18 protein-coding genes are annotated in these 18,461 nt (G+C 64.9%); 1 reads left to right on the plus strand and 17 read right to left on the minus strand.

Annotation, left to right across the window (positions count from 1 at the left end; genetic code table 11):
- Nucleotides 1-36: 36 nt before the first annotated feature.
- Nucleotides 37-2,403: a phosphoenolpyruvate synthase gene (gene ppsA / locus AC6LKD_RS20025; protein WP_013393456.1), complete on the minus strand. Its 2,367-nt coding sequence runs from the start codon at nucleotides 2,401-2,403 to the stop codon at nucleotides 37-39.
- A 181-nt stretch (nucleotides 2,404-2,584) separates the two neighbouring features.
- On the opposite strand from ppsA, the gene ppsR reads away from it, so the two are divergent.
- Complete coding sequence (gene ppsR / locus AC6LKD_RS20030; RefSeq protein ID WP_013393455.1) at nucleotides 2,585-3,412, plus strand: posphoenolpyruvate synthetase regulatory kinase/phosphorylase PpsR; 828 nt, start codon at nucleotides 2,585-2,587, stop codon at nucleotides 3,410-3,412.
- A gap of 51 nt (nucleotides 3,413-3,463) precedes the next feature.
- Here ppsR and AC6LKD_RS20035 read toward each other — a convergent pair whose 3' ends face one another.
- The 16 genes from AC6LKD_RS20035 to pyrH all read right to left on the minus strand — a co-directional run bounded on the left by AC6LKD_RS20035 (nucleotide 3,464) and on the right by pyrH (nucleotide 18,426).
- A complete protein-coding gene (locus AC6LKD_RS20035) occupies nucleotides 3,464-3,943 on the minus strand; it encodes a DUF2846 domain-containing protein (protein WP_498117253.1) in 480 nt (159 codons plus the stop codon).
- 140 nt (nucleotides 3,944-4,083) lie between these two features.
- On the minus strand, nucleotides 4,084-4,509 hold the full coding sequence (locus AC6LKD_RS20040; protein ID WP_498117255.1) for a DUF2846 domain-containing protein: 426 nt from the start codon (nucleotides 4,507-4,509) through the stop codon (nucleotides 4,084-4,086).
- Nucleotides 4,510-4,635: 126 nt separating this feature from the next.
- Complete coding sequence (locus AC6LKD_RS20045) at nucleotides 4,636-5,424, minus strand: TrmH family RNA methyltransferase (protein ID WP_498117256.1); 789 nt, start codon at nucleotides 5,422-5,424, stop codon at nucleotides 4,636-4,638.
- Complete coding sequence (gene rnhB, locus AC6LKD_RS20050) at nucleotides 5,421-6,029, minus strand: ribonuclease HII (protein WP_498117257.1); 609 nt, start codon at nucleotides 6,027-6,029, stop codon at nucleotides 5,421-5,423. Before rnhB ends, AC6LKD_RS20045 begins: the two co-directional genes overlap by 4 nt.
- A complete protein-coding gene (gene lpxB, locus AC6LKD_RS20055; RefSeq protein ID WP_498117258.1) occupies nucleotides 6,016-7,212 on the minus strand; it encodes a lipid-A-disaccharide synthase in 1,197 nt (398 codons plus the stop codon). Before lpxB ends, rnhB begins: the two co-directional genes overlap by 14 nt.
- The gene (lpxA, locus tag AC6LKD_RS20060) at nucleotides 7,209-8,003 is read right to left on the minus strand and encodes an acyl-ACP--UDP-N-acetylglucosamine O-acyltransferase (RefSeq protein ID WP_013393449.1); all 795 of its coding nucleotides are present in this window, start codon (nucleotides 8,001-8,003) and stop codon (nucleotides 7,209-7,211) included. The genes lpxB and lpxA overlap by 4 nt, the downstream gene beginning before the upstream one ends.
- Nucleotides 8,004-8,459, minus strand: coding sequence for a 3-hydroxyacyl-ACP dehydratase FabZ (fabZ, locus tag AC6LKD_RS20065; protein ID WP_008167730.1), 456 nt, complete (start codon nucleotides 8,457-8,459; stop codon nucleotides 8,004-8,006).
- Between the two features lie 67 nt (nucleotides 8,460-8,526).
- On the minus strand, nucleotides 8,527-9,624 hold the full coding sequence (gene lpxD, locus AC6LKD_RS20070) for a UDP-3-O-(3-hydroxymyristoyl)glucosamine N-acyltransferase (RefSeq protein ID WP_013393448.1): 1,098 nt from the start codon (nucleotides 9,622-9,624) through the stop codon (nucleotides 8,527-8,529).
- Between the two features lie 17 nt (nucleotides 9,625-9,641).
- Entirely contained in the window at nucleotides 9,642-10,202 is a 561-nt protein-coding gene (locus AC6LKD_RS20075; RefSeq protein WP_013393447.1) for an OmpH/Skp family outer membrane protein, read from the minus strand.
- A gap of 109 nt (nucleotides 10,203-10,311) precedes the next feature.
- Nucleotides 10,312-12,645 (minus strand): outer membrane protein assembly factor BamA, encoded by a 2,334-nt coding sequence (bamA, locus tag AC6LKD_RS20080; protein ID WP_013393446.1) that lies wholly within the window; start codon nucleotides 12,643-12,645, stop codon nucleotides 10,312-10,314.
- 53 nt (nucleotides 12,646-12,698) lie between these two features.
- Complete coding sequence (gene rseP, locus AC6LKD_RS20085) at nucleotides 12,699-14,030, minus strand: RIP metalloprotease RseP (RefSeq protein WP_013393445.1); 1,332 nt, start codon at nucleotides 14,028-14,030, stop codon at nucleotides 12,699-12,701.
- Nucleotides 14,031-14,086: 56 nt separating this feature from the next.
- Complete coding sequence (locus tag AC6LKD_RS20090) at nucleotides 14,087-15,286, minus strand: 1-deoxy-D-xylulose-5-phosphate reductoisomerase (protein ID WP_013393444.1); 1,200 nt, start codon at nucleotides 15,284-15,286, stop codon at nucleotides 14,087-14,089.
- Nucleotides 15,283-16,140 carry a phosphatidate cytidylyltransferase gene (locus AC6LKD_RS20095; protein ID WP_013393443.1) on the minus strand — a complete coding sequence of 286 codons (858 nt, stop codon included), beginning with the start codon at nucleotides 16,138-16,140 and terminating at the stop codon, nucleotides 15,283-15,285. The genes AC6LKD_RS20090 and AC6LKD_RS20095 overlap by 4 nt, the downstream gene beginning before the upstream one ends.
- A 49-nt stretch (nucleotides 16,141-16,189) precedes the next feature.
- Nucleotides 16,190-16,954, minus strand: a complete 765-nt coding sequence (uppS, locus tag AC6LKD_RS20100; RefSeq protein WP_013393442.1) for a polyprenyl diphosphate synthase — start codon at nucleotides 16,952-16,954, stop codon at nucleotides 16,190-16,192.
- Between the two features lie 179 nt (nucleotides 16,955-17,133).
- Nucleotides 17,134-17,694: a ribosome recycling factor gene (frr, locus tag AC6LKD_RS20105; RefSeq protein WP_013393441.1), complete on the minus strand. Its 561-nt coding sequence runs from the start codon at nucleotides 17,692-17,694 to the stop codon at nucleotides 17,134-17,136.
- Between the two features lie 15 nt (nucleotides 17,695-17,709).
- Complete coding sequence (pyrH, locus tag AC6LKD_RS20110) at nucleotides 17,710-18,426, minus strand: UMP kinase (RefSeq protein WP_013393440.1); 717 nt, start codon at nucleotides 18,424-18,426, stop codon at nucleotides 17,710-17,712.
- Nucleotides 18,427-18,461: the final 35 nt, after the last annotated feature.

Consider the following 18,461-nt stretch of genomic DNA (forward strand, 5'->3'; position numbering starts at 1 on the left):
CCTCTCGGACGCGGGGTTTTCACATCAGCAAGCCGATCAGTTCTTGGCGAGGCGCTGCCAGGTATCGACAACGGTATCCGGGTTGAGCGACATCGACAGGATGCCCTCGTCCTTCAGCCATTGCGCGAAGTCCGGGTGGTCGCTGGGGCCTTGGCCGCAGATGCCCACGTACTTGTTGGCGGCCAGGCAAGCCTTGATCGCGCGGCGCAGCATGAACTTCACGGCCTCGTCGCGTTCGTCGAAGTCGGCAGCCAGCAACTCCATGCCGGAATCGCGGTCCAGGCCCAGCGTCAGCTGGGTCATGTCGTTCGAACCGATAGAGAAACCGTCGAAGTACTGCAGGAACTCGTCGGCCAGGATGGCGTTGGACGGCACTTCGCACATCATGATGAGCTTCAGGCCGTTCTCGCCGCGCGCCAGGCCGTGCTTGGCGAGCAGGTCCACCACCTTGGACGCCTGGCCCAGGGTGCGCACGAAAGGCACCATGATTTCGACGTTGGTCAGGCCCATTTCATCGCGCACCTTCTTCAGCGCTTCGCATTCCATGCGGAAGCACTCGGCGAAGTCCTCGGCGATGTAGCGCGACGCGCCGCGGAAGCCCAGCATGGGGTTCTCTTCCTCGGGCTCGTAGCGCGAACCGCCGACCAGCTTGCGGTACTCGTTGGACTTGAAGTCCGACATGCGCACGATGACGGGCTTGGGGTAGAAAGCGGCCGCGATGGTCGCCACGCCTTCGGCCATCTTCTCGACGAAGAAGGCGCGCGGGCTGGCATGGCCGCGGGCGGCCGATTCCACGGCCTTCTTCAGTTCGCCGTCGACGTTCGGGTAGTCAAGCACCGCCTTGGGGTGGATGCCGATGTTGTTATTGATGATGAATTCCAGGCGCGCCAGGCCCACGCCGCCGTTCGGGATCTGGGCGAAGTCGAAGGCCAGTTGCGGGTTGCCCACGTTCATCATGATCTTCAGATCGATGGGGGGCATGTCGCCGCGGCGCACTTCTTCCACTTCGGTTTCGATCAGGCCGTCATAGATGCGGCCTTCGTCGCCCTCGGCGCAAGACACGGTCACGGCCTGGCCTTCCTTCAGCAGGTCGGTCGCGTTGCCGCAGCCCACGACCGCCGGAATGCCCAGCTCGCGCGCGATGATCGCCGCGTGGCAGGTGCGGCCGCCGCGGTTGGTGACGATGGCGGAGGCGCGCTTCATCACGGGTTCCCAGTTGGGATCCGTCATGTCGGTGACCAGCACGTCGCCCGGCTGGACCTTGTCCATGTCGGAGATGTCGCCGACCACGCGCACCGGACCCGCGCCGATCTTCTGGCCGATCGCGCGGCCGGTGATCAGGACCTGGCCGGTGGCCTTCAGGCGATAGCGCTGCTGCACGTCGTTGACGCCCTGCTGCGACTTCACCGTTTCCGGGCGCGCCTGCAGGATGTAGATCTTGCCGTCGATGCCGTCACGGCCCCACTCGATGTCCATCGGGCGCTGGTAGTGCTTCTCGATGATGACGGCGTAGCGGGCCAGCTCGTTGACCTCGTCGTCGGTCAGCGAGTAGCGGTTGCGCTCGGACACCGGCACGTCGACCGTGCGCACGGCACGGCCTTCGGGGCGCTCGGGGTCGAACTCCATCTTGATCAGCTTGGAGCCGATGCGGCGGCCCACGATCGGATAGTGGCCCTGGGCCAGCGTCGGCTTGAAGACGTAGAACTCGTCGGGATTGACCGCGCCCTGCACCACGGTTTCGCCCAAGCCATAGGACGAGGTGATGAACACCACGTCCTGGAAGCCGGATTCGGTGTCGATGGTGAACATGACGCCGGCGCTGCCCTTGTCGGAGCGCACCATGCGTTGGATGCCGGCCGACAGCGCGACGTCGGCGTGAGCGTAGCCCTTGTGCACGCGATAGGAAATGGCACGGTCGTTGTACAGCGACGCGAACACGTGGCGGATCTTGTCCAGCACGTCATCGATGCCGACGACGTTGAGGAAGGTTTCCTGCTGGCCGGCGAACGAGGCGTCGGGCAAATCTTCGGCGGTGGCGGAGGAGCGCACGGCGAACGAGCCCTTGCCGTCAGCGTCGAGCTTGGCGAAGGCGGTACGGATCTGCGATTCGAATTCGGACGAGAACGGCGCGTCGATGATCCATTGGCGGATCTGCGAGCCGGCGTTGGCCAGTTCGCGCACGTCTTCGGGGTTCAGCGTGGTCAGGCGTTCGGCGATGCGCTTGTCCAGGCCAGAGGCCTTGAGGAAGTCGCGGAAGGCGTCAGCGGTCGTGGCAAAGCCGCCCGGTACGCGGACGCCCGCGCCAGACAGCTGGCTGATCATTTCGCCTAGTGATGCGTTCTTGCCTCCTACCGAGTCCACATCCGTCATGCGGAGCTGCTCGAACAAAACAACATACGACATTGAAGTCACCTTTTACAATGGAATGAAAGCGAGTTTGGTCAATGCATCAGGAAGCTGGATCACAGCTCCAATTTACGCGCTGACCAAACTGGCCTTGGACCGCCCTTGGGGTGACTTATAGGGGCCTGATTGTACTCGGTGGAGTGCATCCGGCTATCTGCCTGGTTGGAATTTTTTACACATGACATCTACCCCGATCGTACGCACGGTATACATCGTTTCCGACAGTACCGGCATCACCGCAGAAACCTTCAGCCAGTCAGTGCTTTCGCAGTTTGAAGAGGTCAATTTCAAGCCTGTCCGCCTGCCTTTTGTCGACACGCTGGAAAAGGCTGCGGAAGTGGCCATGCGGATCGACCGCAGCGCCCTGGAGGCTGGCGTTCCCCCTATCGTGTTCAGCACCCTGGTCAATCCCGACATCCTGGCGCGCGTTCGTCAGGCGAACGGCGTTTTCCTGGACCTGTTCGGCACCTTTGTCAGCCATATCGAGCAGGCCCTGGGCCTGAAGTCCAGCCATTCCATCGGCCGCTCGCACATGCAGGCCAATTCGGAAAAGTACCGCAACCGCATCGACGCCATCAATTTCAGCCTGGCGCATGACGACGGTCAGTTCGTGAACCAGCTGGATCAGGCGGACGTGATCCTGGTCGGCGTATCCCGCTGCGGCAAGACTCCCACCAGCCTGTACCTGGCCATGCAATACGCCATCAAGGCGGCCAACTTCCCACTCACGCCGGACGATTTCGAGCGCGGCACCCTGCCCTCGACCATCGCGCCGCACCGCGGCAAGCTGTTCGGCCTGTCGATCCAGCCCGAACGCCTGGCCGAAGTCCGCAACGAGCGCCGCCCCAACAGCCGCTATGCGCAGCTGGAACAGTGCCGCTACGAAGTGGCCGAGGCCGAGCGCATGATGCGCCGAGAGGGCATTTCCTGGCTGTCCAGCACCACCAAATCGATCGAGGAAATCGCCACGACGGTGTTGCAGGAAGTGGGTCTGGACCGGGGCTGAAAATGGCAAGGGCGCGCCGATGGCGCGCCCTCCTTTAAGACATGGCCCAGATCAGGGGCGCAGCTTGACACGCTCGCGCGACCCGGCGCCCCAATATTGCAGCGGCCCCATTTCCCGCTGGGCGGTTGCCTCCGACTCTTCCAGGCGCATGTCCTGGCGGCCCATGTTGGACGAATTGCCACTTACGCCTTCGATGCTCAACCGCACGTAGCGGGTCTGGCCCGGGGCCAGCGTGAACGACAGTTTCTCGTCGTCGCGCAAAGTGTCGACCACGTACTGGCCGGCAGGCCGGTTCACATAGAAGAAGCTGCCCGGCTTGGAGCGGCCGACCTTCAGGCCGTTCACGCGCAGGTACGGCTGGGCCGACACCACGCCAACCGGCGCCGGCGGCTGGTAAAAGTAGATGCGGCCCGTTTCCGGCACCATCATGGGAATGGAACTGGCGACCTCCTTATACCGAGGACCGCCGCAACCCGCCAACAAGGCCGCGCCCAGCACGGCGGCAGCCACCATCTTGAACCTGCGCTTCATTCCGTCTTCTCCGATTTGCTTGCCTCGCAGGCCATCAACTCTATGGCCCGATGCGAACATGCATACAAATAAATCTAAAACATACATATTGTAATTTATTCATAGCGCAGCGGCTCGCGCTCGCGCCGCCCAGCGCCCCATTAACGCAGGTCCTTCATGGCCTGCACGGCTTCGTCAGCGGAAGCCTCCAGCCGTAGGACCTGCCGACCGCCTGCGATATCCACCCGCAAGTACCTGGTTTGTCCCGCGGCCAAGGGGACCTTGAGCGCATCCTTGCGCTCCTTGCGGTCGGTGGCGGTAATGACTTCCACCTCGCCTGGCGCGCGGTCCACGAAGAAGAAGCGACCGGATTTGGAACGCCCGACCTTGCGGCCGTCGACCAGGATTGCGGGTTGGGCGACTTTGTCGCCGTTGGGCGTCGCGGGCTGGTAGAAGTAGATCCGGCCTTCGGCAGCTTCCAGCGCCGGAATGCGGTCCGCCACGTCGCCATACCGGGGGCCGGCGCAAGCAGCTAGCAACACCGCCGCGCCCAGCGCCACAAAACTCGATTTGATCCAGCTTTTCATGTCCCGTCCTTGATCTGGTCCCGCGCACGGCTCAAGGCCGCCCGGTTCGGGCAAACGGGGCAGTATAAACAGGGGACGGTGCCTTCAATCGGCGGAAAAGCGGCGAAACGCCGGACTGCTCGGAGTTCAGCCCGGCTTGCCGCGCAAGGCCTGGCGCCGCTGCTCGAAGAGGCAGATCGCGGCTGCGGCGCCCACGTTGAGCGACTCCACTGCCGCCATGTCATGCGGAATGCGGACCTTGAGGCGCGCGGCGGCAAGCAGCTCCGCCGCCACGCCCTGGCCTTCGTGGCCGAACACCCAGGCGCAACGCGACGGCAATCCGTCTTCATACAGGTCACGCGCGCCGTCCAGAGCGGTCGCCACCAGCGGCACTGCCAGACGGGACAGCAAGGCGGCCAGATCGACATGCTCATGGATGGCCAGCGCGAAATGGGCGCCCTGCCCGCTGCGCAGCACTTTGGGAGACCAGGCAGCGGCGGTGCCCGTCGCCAGGAAGACGCGCTTCACGCCCGCCGCCGCGCAGGTGCGCAGCAGCGTGCCGACGTTGCCGGGATCCTGGATGCGGTCGAACAGCACGCAGTTCTCATCCACGGCATCGGGCAGGTCCAGGACCGGCGGCGTCACCCGAAAAGCCACGCCCTGCCCGCTTTCGACGGCCGCCAGGGACTGCATCAGGCGCGCGTCCAGGGCCAGGCAGTCGCGATCCGGCACAGCGGCCGCCAGCGCCGCGATATCGGGCTGGGACAGGCGTTCCACGTCGAAGATCGCCTGATCGGGCGCGCCGTGATGCTGCAGCCAGGCCTGGCACAGGTGCACGCCGTCCAGCAGCACCGGCGCGCCGCGCTTGCCCGCCGTGACGGCGAGCTTGGCCAGCGCCTTGACGGCGGGATTGTCGCGTGAACTGATGTGCTTCATAAGTTCAGGCCAAAGGCCTTGATGGGAGCGAAGCTGCGCCGGTGTTCGGCGCAGGGGCCGTGCTCGCGCAGCATCTCCAGATGCAGCGCGGTGCCATAGCCCTTGTGCTGGTCGAAGGCGTACTGGGGATACAGGGCATGCAGGCGCAGCAGGTCCGCGTCGCGCGCCGTCTTGGCGAGGATCGAGGCCGCGGAAATCGCGGGCACCAGGGCATCGCCTTTGATGACGGTCTGCACCGTGCAGCCCAGCTTGGGAGCCTGGTTGCCGTCCACCAGCGCCAGTTGCGGCATCGTGGACAGGCCCTGCACCGCACGCTGCATCGCCAGCATGGTGGCGCGCAGGATGTTCATGCTGTCGATCTCGGCGACGCTGGCGCTGGCGATGCACCAGGCCAGCGCGAATTCCTGGATTTCCAGCGCCAGCGCCTCGCGCGTGGCCGCCTTGAGCACCTTGGAATCCGCCAGGCCGGCGATGGGCCGCGCCGGATTCAAGATGACGGCAGCCGCGTAGACGGCGCCCGCCAGCGGGCCGCGGCCCGCCTCGTCGACGCCCGCCGTGACCATGGCTGGCTGCTCTGGCGCCGCGAACAGCTCAGGCTGCTCCACCTGCCACCTCCAGGATCGCCTGGGCGGCCAGCGCGGGCGTGTCGCGCAGCAGCTCCTGATGCAGGGCCGTAAAGCGCGCCTCGATGCGCGCCCGGCCCGCGTCGTCGGTCAGGGACGTCCAGGTCGCTTCCGCGAGCTTTTCGGGGGTTGCGTCGTCCTGCAGCAGTTCCGGCACGGCGAAATCGCGCAGCAGCACGTTCGGCAAGCCGACCCAGGGCAGGTAGGGCCGCTGCTGGCCGGACTTCCAGGCCATGATGCGGCGCATCCAGGGTGACAGCACGTAGGAAATCACCATGGGACGCTTATACAGCGCCGTTTCCAGCGTGGCGGTGCCGCTGGCCACCAGGACCGCCGTGGCGGCCTCCATGACGGTCCACGCCACCGGCGCCTGGCGCTCTCCGCCCTCGCCGTGCAGATCGTTCGCGGTGACGCAGCGCAGCCCTGGCACGGGGTACTGGGCCAGGATGGCCTGGAACTCCGCGCGCCGCTGGTCATTGACCATGGGCACCACGCATTGCAGCGCCGGATCTTTCTTCAGCAGGATCTGGGCAGCTTGCAGGAAACGCGGCGCCAACAGACGGATCTCGGACGAACGGCTACCCGGCAGGATCGCCAGCACGCGGGCGTTCTGATCGATGCCCAGACGCTCGCGCGCTGCGGCGCGGTCCGGCTGCATGGGCACGGCCCCGGCCAGCGGGTGACCCACGTAAGTGACCGGAATGCCTTCCTTGCGGTAGATCTCTTCCTCGAACGGGAACAGCACCAGCATGTGCGACACCGACTCGCGGATCTTGTGGATGCGCTCGTAGCGCCAGGCCCAGATCGAAGGTCCGACGAAATGCACCGTGGGCGTGCCCGCCTGGCGCAATTGGTGCTCCAGGCGCAGGTTGAAGTCCGGCGCGTCGATGCCGACGAATACGGCGGGCGGCTCCGCCAGCCAGCGCTGCTTGACGTTCCGATAGGTGCCAAGCAGGCTGGGCAGGCGCTTGAGCGCGTCGACATAGCCGAACACGGTCAAGGCGTGCATGGGATGCCAGGCATCGAAGCCGCGCGCCTGCATCTGCGGCCCGCCAATGCCTTCGCAGCGGATGCCGGCGTCGCGCGCTTGCAGACCGGCAATGATGCGACCGGCCAGCAGGTCGCCCGAAGGCTCGCCGGCCACCATGCCGATCCGTGTGTTCATGGACGGATGATGCCGCGGCTCGCGACGTCCAGGAAGTCCAGCAGGGTTTGCAGATGCGGGGCGACCTCGGGCTCCGCCTGCTGGCGGGCACGCATTTCGGCGCGCGCCGCGTCCAGCGACAGGCCCCTGCGGTAAATGAGCTTGTAGGCGTCGCGCAGGGCCGAAATGGCGGCGGGCGTGAAGCCTCGGCGCTTGAGGCCTTCGACGTTGACGCCCACCGGGCGGCAAGGATTGCCCGCGGCCAGCACGAAAGGCGGCGTGTCCTGCATGAGGGAGCTGTTGCCGCCCGTCATGCTGTGCGCGCCAATGCGCGCAAACTGGTGCACACCGGTCAGGCCGCCCACGATGGCCCAATCGCCGACGTGGACGTGGCCGCCCAGCTGCACCGAATTGGCCAGAATGGTGTTGCTGCCAATGTGGCAGTCGTGCGCCACGTGCACGTACGCCATGACCCAGTTGTCGTCGGCTATCGTCGTGACCCCGCCGTCCTGCACGGTGCCCGTGTTGAGCGTGACGAATTCCCGGAAGGTGTTGCGGTCGCCGATTTCCAGGCGGGTAGGCTCGCCCTGGTACTTCTTGTCCTGCGGCATGCCGCCGACCGAGCAATAGCGGTAGAAGCGGTTGTCGCGGCCGATGGTCGTCACCCCGTCCACCATGCAGTACGGGCCGATCTCGGTGCCCGCGCCGATGGTCACATTGGGACCGATGGTCGCGAACGCACCCACGACGACGGTCGGGTCGAGCTTGGCCGCCGGATCAACGACGGCGGTGGGGTGAATGTTTCCTGCCATTTACTCTTCCAGGCTGCGAATCGCGCACATCAGCTTGGCCGAGGCGACTTCCTGGCCGTCCACCGTCGCGCGCGCTTGGTACTTACAGATGCTGCGGCTCAGGCGTTCGGCTTCCACCTCGATGCGCAACTGGTCGCCCGGCACCACGGGACGGCGGAAACGCGCGCCGTCGATGCCGACCAGGTAATACGCGGTCTTGGAACCTTCGCACTTCAGGCCGCCGTTCTCGTCCGTAAACGAGAACAGGGCGGAGGCCTGAGCCATGGCTTCCACGATGAGCACGCCCGGCATCACCGGGTGGTGCGGGAAATGGCCGTTGAAAAACGGTTCATTGATCGAGACGTTCTTGATGGCCACGATGGACTTGCCAGGCACCATTTCGACGACGCGGTCAATCAGCAGCATCGGATAACGATGCGGCAGTCTCTCCATGATCCCCTTGATGTCGAGTTCCATTTTTCTATGCTTTCCTGCGAAGTAAAGTAATCGTGCGGCGCGGACGCGCCAGGGGCGGCAATGCGCCCTAGTCTTTTTCCAGCGTCCGCACGCGCCGGCGCAACTGCGCCAACTGTTGTATCACGGCGGCGTTGCGCTGCCATTCGCCATGTTCCGCATACGGGAAGACCCCGGTATAGCGGCCAGGTTTCGAAATGCTGGAGGTCACCGCTGTGCCTCCGGAAATATGCACATCGTCGCCCAGCGTCAGGTGTCCCGACAGCATGGCCGCACCGCCGATGGTGCAGCGCTCGCCGATGGTGGTCGACCCGGCCACGCCGACGCAGGCCGCAACGGCGGTATGTGCGCCAATCCGGCAGTTGTGGGCGACCATGATCTGGTTGTCCAGCTTCACGCCATCGGACAGGACGGTGTCCTCCAGCGCCCCGCGGTCGACGGTGGTGTTGGCGCCGATCTCGACGTCGTCACCGACGGTCACGCCGCCGAGCTGGGGAATCTTGCCCCAGGCGCCCTTGCCCAGCGTCGGGTCCGGCGCAAAGCCGAAGCCGTCCGCGCCCAGCACGGCGCCGCTATGGATGATCGCGCGCGCGCCCACTTTCACCCCGTCATACAGGGTGACATGGGCGTACAGGCGGCTGCCGGGTCCAACGGACGAGCCGGCGCCGATGACGCAGCCAGGTCCGAGCACGGTATCGCGGCCGATGCGGGCGCCGGATTCGACAACGCAATTCGGGCCGATACGCACGCCCTCTTCGATGATGGCGTCAGCGGCGACAACCGCGGAGGGATGCGTGGACGCGGGCAGCGCGGGGCGCCTGGCGGCGTCGAACCACTGCGCCAAACGGGCGTAAAGCAGATAGGGATGCTGACAGACGACCAGCGCGAACGGCGGCCGGGCGTGGCCTTCGGCTTCCAGAGCCTGGGCCACGTCGGGCGAGACGATGACCGCCCCTGCTTGCGTGGCGCCTAGCTGACTCTGGTAGCGGGGGTTGGCCAGGAAAGCGATTTCCTGCCGACCCGCCGATGACAGGGTTCCGATGCCGCAGACCCGCATGGGGTCTGCACCTGGAACCGCACTGATACGCCAGTCCATTCCCTGGGTGTTGGCGGCGCTCAACAGTGTTTCCAGCGTTGGCGCGCGGGCAAGATCCAGTAAAACCGGCATAGCTTGACAGGTGCTGCTTACTTGCCCAGGCTCTGGATCACCTTGTCGGTGATGTCGATGCGCGGGTTGACCGTGACGGCGTCCTGAATGATCAGGTCGTAGCTTTCCTGTTCGGCGATGCGCTTGATGGCGTCATTGGCCTTCGTCACGATGCCGGAGAACTCTTCGTTGCGGCGGCGGTTGAAGTCTTCCTGGAACTCGCGGCGCTTGCGCTGCAGGTCGGTATCCAGGTTGGACAGTTCGCGCTGGCGCTTGACGCGGTCGGACTCGGACAGAACGGGAGCGTCCTTGTCGAACTTCTCGGCTTGCGAACGCAGGCTGTTATTCAGGCGCTGGAGCTCGTCGTCGCGCTTCTTGAATTCGGCTTCGATCTTGCTTTGCGCTGCCTTGGCCGGACCCGACTCGCGCAGGATCCGCTCGGTATTGACGAAACCGATCTTCGTGCCTTGGGCCTGCGCGGGAATCGCTGCAGCCGAACCGAGAATGAGCGCACCTACCAGGGCAATCGAGCCGCCCAGCTTGCCGCGGCGCTTGGCGCGCAGCGAATTCGAGGATTTAAGTGCGGAATCAGACATCATGAAAATCTCACCTTCCAGTAAGGCAAAGCCAAAGTGTGTATTGTGCCACTAAACAGCAAGGGAGCCGGCTGAGCGCCCCTCCCCCTTGTTTTCAAGCGTAACGACGCGCTTAGAAACCCGTTCCGATCTGGAACTGGAAACTCTGCTTGTCGTCGCCCGACTTCGAATTGAGCGGACGGGCGTAGGACAACTGCAACGGCCCCATCGGCGACTGCCACGACAGGCCGATACCGGCCGAGAACCTCCAGCCGCACGGATCCTCGACCTCGCTGCCGGGCTTGCCGCCGGTGCAGCTCTGGCCGCTGCCCGCCGATACCTGGCCGGCGTCCGAGAAAATGAACCAGCGCAGCGTGCGGTCCTTCGACGCGCCCGGGAACGGCAGATAGAGCTGCGCGTTGGCGATGACGCGCCGCGTGCCGCCCAGGTAGTCGCCCGTCTTCGAATCGCGCGGACCCAGCGACGAGCCTTCGTAGCCGCGCACCGTGCCGATACCGCCGGCATAGACGTTCTTGATGATCGGGTAATCCTTGCTGCCGTAGCCCTGCCCCCAATCGACCATGCCATTCAAGGCGAGGGTATAGGAGCCGCCCAGCGGCACGAAGTACTGCTGCTGCGCCGTCAACATCGTGTACTGCAGGTCGATGGTAGACAGGTCAGCCTTCAGGCGGGTGTAGCCGCCCTTGGTCGGGGCCAGGCCGCTGTCGCGCGTGTCCTTGGTCCAACCGGTGGTGAAGATCACCGAGTTGGTCGCGTCGCCGTAGTCCCTGACGAACTTCTCATAGGCCGCCGGCGAGTTGTTGAACAGGTCGATCTGGTTGCGCTCGACGTTCGCGCCCAACATGATGCGGTCGTATTCCGAGATCGGCACGCCGAAGTTCATGCCCAGGCCCATGGCCTTGACGCGGTAGTCGCCGTCGTTGTTGTTCCAGGGCTCGGTCACGCGGTAGTAGGCGGACGTGGTGCGGCTGATGCCGTCCTTGGTCCAGTACGGATCGGTGTGCGACAGCACGATGGCACGGTTGGTCTTGCTGGTGTTCAGCTGCAGGGTCAGGTTGGTGCCGCTGCCGAAGACGTTGTCTTCGCTGATACCGGCCGACAGAATGGCCTTTTCGGACGAGCCGTAACCCACGCCCAGGTTGATCATGCCCGTGGGCTTTTCCTTGACGTCCACGTTGACGTCGACCTGGTCGGGAGAGCCCGGAACCGGATCGGTCTTGACGTTGACGTCGCTGAAATAGCCCAGGCGGTCGACGCGGTCGCGCGAGGTCTTGATGTCCTTGGCGTCGTACCAGGCAGCTTCCTGCTGGCGCATTTCGCGGCGCACCACTTCGTCGCGCGTGCGGGTATTGCCGCCGATCTGGATGCGGCGCACGTACACGCGGCGGCTGGGGTCGACGTAGAACGTCAGGTCGGCCTCATGCTTGGCGCGATCCAGCTGCGGGTTCGGGTTGACGTTGGCGAAGGCATAGCCCAGTTCGCCCAGGTAGTCGGTAATGGCCTTGGCCGAGCCGTTGGCCTTGGCGGCCGAGAACGTCTCTTCCGGCTTGATTTCGACCAGCGCGTTGATTTCCTTGTCCAGGCCCAGCAGATTGCCGGCCAGCTTCACGCTGCGCACCTTGTAGGGCTCGCCTTCGTGGACAGTAATCGTGATGCGGATGTCCTTGCGGTCCGGCGAAATCGTGACCTGGGGCGGCTCGACCGAAAATTCCAGATAGCCCTGATCCAGGTAGAACGAGCGCAGACGCTCCAGGTCGCCCTCGAGCTTTTCACGCGAGTACTTGTCGGTATCGGTGTACCAGGTCAGCCAGCCCGGCGTGGTCAGCTTGAATTCGTCGAGCAGATCGCTTTCGGAGAAGGCCTTGTTGCCGACGAAGCGGATTTCCTGGATGCGCGCGACCGAGCCTTCGAACACGTCGAAGCTCACGCCCACGCGATTGCGGGGCAGCGGGGTCACGGTGGAAGTCACTTCGATGCCGTACTTGCCCTTGGACAGGTACTGCTGCTTCAGTTCGTATTCGGCGCGCTCGAGCATGGAGCGGTCGAAGATGCGGCCTTCGGCGAAGCCCACTTGCGCCAGCGAGGTGGTAATGGCCTTGGAGTCGAACTCGCGCATGCCATTGAAGTTCACCGACGCGATCGTGGGACGTTCCTGCACGACCACCACGACAACGTTGTTGTCCGTCTGGATCTGCACGTCGGTGAAAAAGCCGGTGCCGTACAAGCGGCGGATGGCTTCGGTGGCTTCTTCTTCGGTGAACTTTTCGCCCACCTTGACGGGGAGATAGCCGAAGACGGTGCCGGCGTCAGTCCGTTGAATACCCTCTACGCGGATATCCCGCACGACAAAAGGGTCGAAGGCGTGGGCGATGGCCGGAACCAGCAGTGCGGCGATCAAACCCGGCAGTACACCCTTTTTGTGATGAAACATCCGGCGAAAAGACATCCTTGAGTATCCTCGGTCGTGCAAATGGCGGGGGATTTTATGCTAAATCGCGTTCAAGTGAACAAACGCGTGAAATCATTGAACAGCGCAAGCCCCATCAGGCTTGCCAATAAACCTATGCCGGCGCGCTGTCCGATATCGATCCACCTTGCTGGCGGCGGGCTACCCCGCACAATTTCGACGAGATAGTACAGCAGATGGCCACCGTCCAGCATGGGAATAGGCAGCAAATTTAGTACGCCCAGGCTGATGCTGATCAAGGCGATATAGGCGATATACGCAACAATTCCGATTCTGGCGGTCTGGCCGGCGTAATCCGCGATGGTCACCGGGCCGCTGACATTGCGCCAGGAAACGTCGCCCGTCACCATGCGGCCCATCATGCGCAGGGAGAACCAGGCCGTGTCCCAGGTGCGGACCGCGCCTTTCCACAGGCTCTCTAACACGCCGTAGCGCACAGTCACCATGGGGATGTCGCCGCCCAGCTGGACGCCCAGTCGGCCGATCACCTGGCCGTTGACGGTCTCGGCGCGCGGCGTGACGTTCAGCGAAATATTGGCGCCGTCGCGCGCCAGCGTGAGCGCCAGGGTCTTGCCGGCGCTTTCCTGGATCTGCCGGACCAGGGCCCCGGTATCCGGCGTGAGCACGCCATTCACGGCCAGCACCAGGTCGCCTGCGCGCAAGCCGGCCGCCTGCCCTTCGCCGCCATCGTTGACGACGCGCACGGCGGGCTTGGGCTGGGCCAGCCGCACGCCGGCCGCCGCCAACGGGTCGCCGCCCGCCGGGTCCATGCTGTTGGACGGCAGGATCAGTTCACGCTGCTGCACCGCGCCCGCGGGGGTCTTGACCTCGATCCGGGCGCTGCCGCCAGTGGCCATGACGTCCATCAGACGCCAGCGCGCGTCCGACCAGGAGGCGACTTCTTCGCCGTCGATGGCAAGGATGTGGTCGCCCGAGAGCAGGCCCGCCTGCGCCGCCGGCGTGCCAGCGGCGGGCTGGGCGATGACGGCCACGGGCTCTTCGGTGCCGGCCATGTTGAGGCCGGCGTACAGGAACACCGCGAGTATCAGGTTGAAAATGGGGCCAGCGGCCACGATGGCAATGCGTTGGCCGACGGGCTTGCTGTTGAAAGCGCCCGCGACTTCCGCCGGGCTCGCGCCAGCAGGAGGATCGTCCTGCATCTTGACGTAGCCGCCCAGCGGCAGGGCCGAGACAGCCCATTCCGTGCCGTGGCGGTCGGTGCGACGCAGGATGACCTTGCCGAACCCCACCGAGAAGCGCAACACTTTCACGCCGCACAGGCGGGCCACCCAATAGTGCCCCAGTTCATGGAAGATGATCAGGGAGCCAAGCGCAACCGCAAAGGCCAACAGGGTGAAAAGCATCGAGGTCGGAGAAATCTAGAAAATCAGAGGCTGGCGAGCGACGACGATGACCTGTATCAGGCCAGGCCCAGGCTGCCCGCGAAGACGCGCGCGTCGGAGTCAAGGGCGAGCACGTCGTCAAGACTGTTGAGCGTAACAGATGCTTGCCGTGCCTGCCACTCCAAGGAAGCCTCGATAACCCGCGGAATCCAGGTGTACGGCAGGCGCCCGCCCAGGAAAGCCTCCACGGCGATCTCGTTGGCGGCATTCAGGGTCACGCAGGCCCCCTGCCCGGCCCGCAGCGCCGCGAAGGAATGCGCCAGGCATGGGAAACGCGCCAGATCGGGCTTCTCGAAGTCCAGCCGCCCCAGGCGAGTCAGATCCAGCGGACCGACGCCACTGTCCAGGCGTTCAGGAAATCCCAGGCCGTAGGCGATGGGGGTGCGCATATCCGGCTGGCCGAGCTGTGCCAGCACCGACCCGTCGTCGTACTCCACCATGGAATGCACCACGCTTTGGGGGTGCACCACCACTTCGATACGGTCGGCGGGCATGGCAAACAGCCAATGCGCCTCGATCACCTCGAGGCCCTTGTTGAGCATGGTGGCGGAATCCACCGAAATCTTGCGGCCCATGCTCCAGTTGGGGTGGGCGCAGGCCTGGGCCGGGGTCACTTCGTGCAGATCTTCCAGGTCGCGCCCGCGGAACGGGCCGCCGGAAGCAGTCAGGAGCAGGCGGCGCACGCCCGGCGCCGGGCTTTCCGGCGCCGTAGCACGCCCACCATGGGGCAGGCATTGGAAAATAGCGTTATGTTCACTGTCGATAGGCAGCAGTTCGGCGCCGTTATCGCGTATGGCCTGCATGAAGAGCGAGCCAGCCGCCACCAGCGCTTCCTTGTTGGCCAGCAGCACGCGCTTGCCGCTGCGGGCGGCCGCCAGGGCGGCGGGCAGGCCCGCGGCGCCTACGATGGCCGCCATGACCGAGTCGCATTGGGGATCGGCGGCGGTATCCGCCAAGGCCTGCGCGCCCACCCGGATCTCCGGCATGGGCCGCCCGCCCGCCCAGGCCGCGGCGAACTTCTTGCGGGCCGCCGCGTCGGGCACCACCACGACTGCTGCGCGGCTGGCCTGCGCCTGCTCCGCCAGGCGCGCCATCTGGCTGTAGGCCGACAAGGCATACACCGCCAGCCGCTCGGGGTGGCGGGCGATCACATCCAGCGTGCTTTCACCGATCGAACCGGTCGATCCCAGCACGACGACGCGTTGAAAAGCCGTCAAAACAACACTCCAGACAAAAGTAGCGCAAACGGCGCGACCGGGAGAATCGCGTCAATGCGGTCATAGACCCCACCGTGGCCCGGCAGCAGCGTGCTGGAATCCTTGCGGCCGGCGCGCCGCTTGAGCAGCGACTCGAACAGGTCTCCCACGATCGACACCACGCCCAGCAGTGCAGCGATGGGCAGGGCCAGCCAGAAGCTCCAGCGCTCGACCAGCGCGTGCCCGTAAGTGCCCTCCCAGAGGCTGGAAAGACCGATCCAGACCACCGCCCCCAATACGCCGGCGACCGCGCCTGCGATCGTCTTGCCCGGGCTGACCCGCGGCGCCAGTTTACGCTTGCCGAACGCTCTGCCGGCAAAATATGCGGCGATATCGGCGACCCAGACCAGCGCCAGCAGCGACACCACGAAACCGGGGCCATGGGCCACGAACATCTGCGCCAGCACGGCCCAGGCGGCGAATGCGGCAGGCACGGAGAAAGCCGACCAGCCCAAGCTGGCGGGAGGCGCGTCGGAGCGGCCGCGTACTACCGCCGCCAGACCGCCGAACAGCCAGACCGCCGCCACCGCCGGCACCAGATAGCGCAACACCCAGGCGGGATCGGCGATGCCCGTGCCGCCACCCGCCAACCAGGCGGAGGTCAAGGCCAGCATGCCGGCGAACAGCAGGACGGCAACGCCTACGGCGATAAAGGGGGATGGCGGCTGCGGCAGCGTCAGGCGCAGCCACTCCCAGTTGGCGCAGGCGGCAGCCAGCGCCAGCAAGGCAACGAACCACCAGGGGTTCGCGCTGATCATTGCGGCAGCCAGAATGGCCAACAGAACGACTGCGGTAACGATACGCTGGCCCAACATATGACGGTCTCCTCGTGTACTGCCCTGGAAAGACGCGCTGGTCGTCCGCTTATTGCGCGCCGTCTTGGCTGAGTTGCGCGCTGGTGCGGCCGAAACGGCGTTCGCGCGTGCGATACCAGTCAAAAGCGGCCGCGAGTTCTGCGGCGCCGAAATCCGGCCAGTAGCGGTCCGTGAAGTAGAACTCCGCGTAAGCCATCTGCCAGATCAGGAAATTGGAAATGCGCTGTTCGCCGCCAGTGCGGATGAACAGGTCGGGCTCGGGGGCCCAAGCCATGGACAGGTGCCGGGACAGGCGTTCCTCGTCCACCAGTTGGGGCTGCGAGGCCAAACCCGGTTCGGCGGCCAGCATGGCGCGGGTCGCCTGCAGAATGTCCCAGCGTCCGCCATAGTTGGCGGCAACCGTCAGGTGCAGGCGGTCGTTGTGCGCCGTGCGTTCCTGAGCGGCGAAGATCAGCTCTTGCAGGCGGGGCTCGAAGGCGGACAGGTCGCCAATGACGTGCAAGCGCACGCCCTGCTCGTCCAGCTTGCCGATCTCGCGCTCCAGCGCTTGCACGAACAGGCGCATCAGCAGCGACACTTCCTCGGCGGGACGCCGCCAGTTCTCGGAACTGAAGGCGAACAACGTCAGATAGCGCACGCCGGCGCGGCCGCAGGCCTCGACGACGCGCCGCACCGCCTGCACGCCTTTGGCGTGGCCCGCGGTGCGCGGCAGCAGCCGCCTCGTCGCCCACCGGCCATTGCCATCCATAATGATGGCCACGTGCTCGGGAATGTCGCGGGTAGCGGGAACCGCCTGGGTCGAACTGGTTGCCATTGGTCTGGAGCTGCGCGCGGTGAAACGGCGAAAACGGAACTACATGAAGAAAAGCCTGCGCCGTCGTTCCATCGTTACGCAGCAACGCTGCGGACCAATGGACAGGACGGCGCTCAGGCAGGAAATCCTGGTCGCCAGGGCGATACGGCCTAGCCTATCACCCTGGCGGCATCCAGGAATTATACGGTCATGATTTCCGCTTCTTTTTGCGTGACCATCTTGTCGATCTCGGCCACGCTGCGGTCGGTCAGCTTCTGGACGTCATCCTGCGAACGACGCTCGTCGTCCTCGGAGATTTCCTTGTCCTTGACCAGCTTCTTCAGCGCTTCATTGGCTTCGCGGCGCAGGTTGCGCACGGCCACCTTGGCGTCCTCGCCTTCGCTACGGACCACCTTGGTCAGGTCGCGGCGGCGCTCTTCGGTCAGGGCGGGCATCGGCACGCGGATGGTGTCGCCCATCGACATGGGGTTCAGGCCCAGGTCCGATTCGCGGATCGCCTTTTCAATGGCGGCGGCCATGCTCTTCTCGTAGGGCTGCACGCTGATGGTGCGCGCGTCCACGAGGTTCACGTTGCCGACCTGGCTGATCGGCACGGGCGAACCGTAGTACTCGACCTGCACGTGGTCCAGGATGCCGGTATGGGCGCGGCCCGTGCGGATCTTGGCCAGGTTGGTCTTGAGCGTGTCAAGCGACTTGGCCATCCTGGCTTCGGCGGATTTGCGGATTTCTGCGACGCTCATGGCGTTTCCTTTTCTTTAGACGTGTACCAAGGTGCCTTCGTCTTCGCCGCTGACGACCCGCTTGAGGGCGCCGGACTTATTGATCGAAAACACTTTGATCGGCAGCTTCTGGTCACGGCACAGCGCAAAGGCCGTGGCGTCCATGACTTCCAGCCGGCGGACGATCGCTTCGTCGAAGCTGATGCGCGAGTAACGCGTGGCGGTGGGATCCTTGTTGGGATCCGCGCTGTAGATGCCGTCGACCTTGGTGGCCTTCAGCACGATCTCCGCCCCGATCTCGGCGCCGCGCAACGCAGCGGCCGTGTCCGTGGTGAAGAAGGGGTTGCCGGTGCCTGCCGCGAAGATGACGACCTTGCCCTCTTCGAGGTAGCGCAGCGCCTTCGGGCGGATGTACGGCTCGACGACCTGGTCGATGTTCAAGGCCGATTGCACGCGGGTGTCGACACCCTTGTGCTTGAGCGCGTCTTGCAGCGCAAGCGCGTTCATGATGGTGGCCATCATGCCCATGTAGTCGGCGGTCGCGCGGTCCATGCCCTGCGCGCCCGGGGCGACGCCACGGAAAATGTTGCCCCCGCCGATGACGATAGCCAATTCGACGCCCGTGGCGGCGACTTCGGCGACCTCATCGGTCATGCGGACGATGGTGGAGCGGTTGATGCCGAATGCATCGTCGCCCATCAGCGCCTCGCCGGAAAGTTTGAGAAGAACCCGTTTGTATGCTCTGCTGCTCATAGGTGATATCCCGAAGAACAATCCGACGAAAGTGT

It is taken from the genome of Achromobacter sp. D7-1, assembly GCF_059760445.1.

Bases quoted from the DNA above. Each gene is read 5' to 3' on its own strand.
- ppsA (WP_013393456.1), bottom strand. From the start codon at position 2,403: ATGTCGTATGTTGTTTTGTTCGAGCAGCTCCGCATGACGGATGTGGAC.
- ppsR (WP_013393455.1), top strand. From the start codon at position 2,585: ATGACATCTACCCCGATCGTACGCACGGTATACATCGTTTCCGACAGT.
- AC6LKD_RS20035 (WP_498117253.1), bottom strand. From the start codon at position 3,943: ATGAAGCGCAGGTTCAAGATGGTGGCTGCCGCCGTGCTGGGCGCGGCC.
- AC6LKD_RS20040 (WP_498117255.1), bottom strand. From the start codon at position 4,509: ATGAAAAGCTGGATCAAATCGAGTTTTGTGGCGCTGGGCGCGGCGGTG.
- AC6LKD_RS20045 (WP_498117256.1), bottom strand. From the start codon at position 5,424: ATGAAGCACATCAGTTCACGCGACAATCCCGCCGTCAAGGCGCTGGCC.
- lpxB (WP_498117258.1), bottom strand. From the start codon at position 7,212: ATGAACACACGGATCGGCATGGTGGCCGGCGAGCCTTCGGGCGACCTG.
- lpxA (WP_013393449.1), bottom strand. From the start codon at position 8,003: ATGGCAGGAAACATTCACCCCACCGCCGTCGTTGATCCGGCGGCCAAG.
- fabZ (WP_008167730.1), bottom strand. From the start codon at position 8,459: ATGGAACTCGACATCAAGGGGATCATGGAGAGACTGCCGCATCGTTAT.
- lpxD (WP_013393448.1), bottom strand. From the start codon at position 9,624: ATGCCGGTTTTACTGGATCTTGCCCGCGCGCCAACGCTGGAAACACTG.
- AC6LKD_RS20075 (WP_013393447.1), bottom strand. From the start codon at position 10,202: ATGATGTCTGATTCCGCACTTAAATCCTCGAATTCGCTGCGCGCCAAG.
- bamA (WP_013393446.1), bottom strand. From the start codon at position 12,645: ATGTCTTTTCGCCGGATGTTTCATCACAAAAAGGGTGTACTGCCGGGT.
- rseP (WP_013393445.1), bottom strand. From the start codon at position 14,030: ATGCTTTTCACCCTGTTGGCCTTTGCGGTTGCGCTTGGCTCCCTGATC.
- AC6LKD_RS20095 (WP_013393443.1), bottom strand. From the start codon at position 16,140: ATGTTGGGCCAGCGTATCGTTACCGCAGTCGTTCTGTTGGCCATTCTG.
- uppS (WP_013393442.1), bottom strand. From the start codon at position 16,954: ATGGCAACCAGTTCGACCCAGGCGGTTCCCGCTACCCGCGACATTCCC.
- frr (WP_013393441.1), bottom strand. From the start codon at position 17,694: ATGAGCGTCGCAGAAATCCGCAAATCCGCCGAAGCCAGGATGGCCAAG.
- pyrH (WP_013393440.1), bottom strand. From the start codon at position 18,426: ATGAGCAGCAGAGCATACAAACGGGTTCTTCTCAAACTTTCCGGCGAG.